This is a genomic window from Peterkaempfera griseoplana, assembly GCF_001418575.1.
In the GTDB taxonomy this organism is placed as follows: Bacteria; Actinomycetota; Actinomycetes; order Streptomycetales; family Streptomycetaceae; genus Peterkaempfera; species Peterkaempfera griseoplana.
This window is the reverse complement of sequence record NZ_LIQR01000550.1, coordinates 1-2,350: the sequence shown is the minus strand read 5'-3', so window position 1 is coordinate 2,350 and position 2,350 is coordinate 1. Positions and strand designations below refer to the sequence as shown.

The window sequence follows — 2,350 nt, the reverse complement described above, 5'->3', positions numbered from 1 at the left end:
CTGGACGCACTCCTCGCCCTGGGGGAGCGCCGGCCCGTCCCGGTGGTGCTCGACGGCTTCCCGCACCTGGTCCGCCAGTGCCCGGCGCTGCCGTCCGTGCTGCTCGACGCCTACGGCCGCCCGCACCCGCCGGCGCAGTCCAGCCGGACCCGGCTGCTGCTCTGCGGCAGCGCCCCCTCGGTGATGGGCAGGGTCTTCGGCCCCACCTCCCCGCTGCACGGGCTCGCCGGGCTCAGCCTCACCGTCCATCCGCTGGACTTCCGGCAGGCCGCCCGGCTCTGGGGCGCGGACGACCCCCGCCTCGCCGTGGAACTGCACGCCGTCCTCGGCGGCTCGGCCGCCTACCGCCACGACTACGTCTGCGACGACACCCCGTCGGGGCCCGGCGACCTGGACGGCTGGATCTGCCGGACCGTCCTCAACCCCCGGATGCCGCTCTTCCACGAGGCCGCCCACCGGATCGAGGAGGAGCCCGCCCTGCCCGACCGGCCCGTCTGCCACTCCACTCTCGCCGCGGTGGCCTCCGGTGCCGCCACCCGGGGCGAGATCGCCGAGCGGCTCGGCCTGCGGCTGGAGGACGTCACCCATGCGCTGGCCCAGCTCCGGGACTGCGGACTGCTGACCGCTGAACCGGACGCGTTCCACCCCCGCCGGGAGCGGCTGCGCATCACCGAACCGCTGCTCGCCTTCGAGTATGCGGTGCTGCGGCCGCACCGCTCCCAGCTGGAGCGGCAGCCCCCCGCCGAGGTCTGGCCGCAGCTGCGGCCGGTCTTCGACACGGCGGTCATGGAACCGCACTTCGCCCGGCTCTGCCGCGACTGGGCCCTCGGCTACGCGAGCACCTCGACCTTCCCCGGGATCGCCACCTCGGCCCTGCGGGGCACGGTCGCCGACCTCACCGTGGACGTCGCCGTCCGCGGCGAGGCCGGCGGCCGGCCCGCCGCCCTGCTCTCGGTGGGCACCGCCCGCTGGGCGGAGCCGCTGGACCTCCCCGACCTGGAGCGGCTGCGCCAGGTCCTGGAGATCCTCGCGGCCCGCGGCGAGGACACCTCCCGTACCGTCCTCGCCTGCTACGGGGCCGCCGGATTCAGCCCCGCGCTGCGTGCCGCCGGGTCACGGGACGAGGTGCTGCTGGTCGACCTCGACCGCCTCTACCGGGGCAGTTGACCGGGCGTCAGGCGAAGGCCGCCAGCGGTCCGTCCAGCGGTGCCCGAACGAGCCGGTTGGCGAAGGTGGAGAGGGTGTAGGTGCCGATGCCCAGCACCACGTCCAGGGCGTTGGACTCGGTCCAGCCCTGTGCCAGGAAGGCGTCCAGGGCCTCGTCGGGCACGGCGCCTGCGGTGGCCAGGGCCTCCAGGGTGAAGGCCCGTACGGCCTCCAGCCGAGGGTCGTCCAGCGGTCGCTGCCGCCGCAGGGCGTCGATCAGCTCCTCGTCGGCTCCCAGCTTCCGCAGCTTGGCGGTGTGCATGGCGACGCACACATGGCAGCCGTTCCGGGCGGCCATGACCATGATCACCACCTCCTGGGCGAGCGGCTCCAGACTGCTCGCCTCGAACAGGGCGCTGGCCTTGAGGAAGCCCTCCAGTAGCTGCGGCGAGGCGGCCATCCTGGCCACCCCCGCGGGCAGGTATCCCAGCCGCCGGGTGACCGCCTCCATCAGGCGGCGGGAGCCGTCGGGCGCGGAGTGGGCGGTGTGGTCGGTGAAGGAATGCTCGGACACGGGTTCCCCCTAGAATGGACAACGTGGTTGACCAAAACGTAAACCAGGTTGTCGATTCTGGCAACAGCCGTGCCCAGGGCGCCGGTTGGGAACTCCCACTGCTGCTGTTCGCCGGCTTCCGCTCGCTGATCGACGAACTCCACGCCGAGCTGGCCCGCCAGGGCCACCCCGAGGTGCGCCCCGCGTACGGCTTCGCCATGCAGGCCATCGGCCGCGGCTGCACCACCGCCACCGAACTCGGCCGCAGCCTCGGCATCTCCAAGCAGGCCGCCGGCAAGACCGTCGACCGCCTGGAGGCCCTCGGCTACGCGGAACGCGTCGACGACCCCGCCGACGCCCGGCGCAAACAGCTGCGGCTCACCGCGCGCGGCATCGACTCCCTGACCCGGTCCGCGGCGATCTTCGAGGAGCTCCAGGCCCGCTGGGCCCGTACCCTCGGCGCGGAGCGCCTGTTCGCGCTCAAGGCCGACCTGCGCACCATGAACCCCGCTGCCGGGTTCCCCCTCGACGTCCCCGGCTGGTTCGGTTCCTGAGCCCCGGGCGCGCGCCGGGACCGGCCGGCAGGGCCCCCGGGACCCCGCACGGCGTCGGCCCCCAGGACCGCGGACGGGTCCTGGGGGCCGACGCCGT

Annotated in this window: 3 protein-coding genes; 2 read left to right on the top strand and 1 reads right to left on the bottom strand. The window is 74.4% G+C overall.

The window, feature by feature from the left end; all coding sequences use genetic code 11:
- Positions 1–1,167: AAA family ATPase (locus AOK09_RS32345; RefSeq protein WP_055590786.1), on the top strand; the 1,167-nt coding region annotated here is incomplete at its 5' end.
- A 7-nt stretch (positions 1,168–1,174) separates the two neighbouring features.
- Here the strand turns inward: AOK09_RS32345 and AOK09_RS32340 are convergent.
- Complete coding sequence (locus AOK09_RS32340; protein ID WP_055590785.1) at positions 1,175–1,720, bottom strand: carboxymuconolactone decarboxylase family protein; 546 nt, start codon at positions 1,718–1,720, stop codon at positions 1,175–1,177.
- Positions 1,721–1,734: 14 nt separating this feature from the next.
- On the opposite strand from AOK09_RS32340, the gene AOK09_RS32335 reads away from it, so the two are divergent.
- Positions 1,735–2,253 (top strand): MarR family winged helix-turn-helix transcriptional regulator, encoded by a 519-nt coding sequence (locus AOK09_RS32335; protein WP_055590784.1) that lies wholly within the window; start codon positions 1,735–1,737, stop codon positions 2,251–2,253.
- Positions 2,254–2,350 lie beyond the last annotated feature (97 nt).

Excerpts from the sequence above, each read along its gene's own strand:
- AOK09_RS32335 (WP_055590784.1), top strand. The coding sequence starts at position 1,735 with ATGGACAACGTGGTTGACCAAAACGTAAACCAGGTTGTCGATTCTGGC.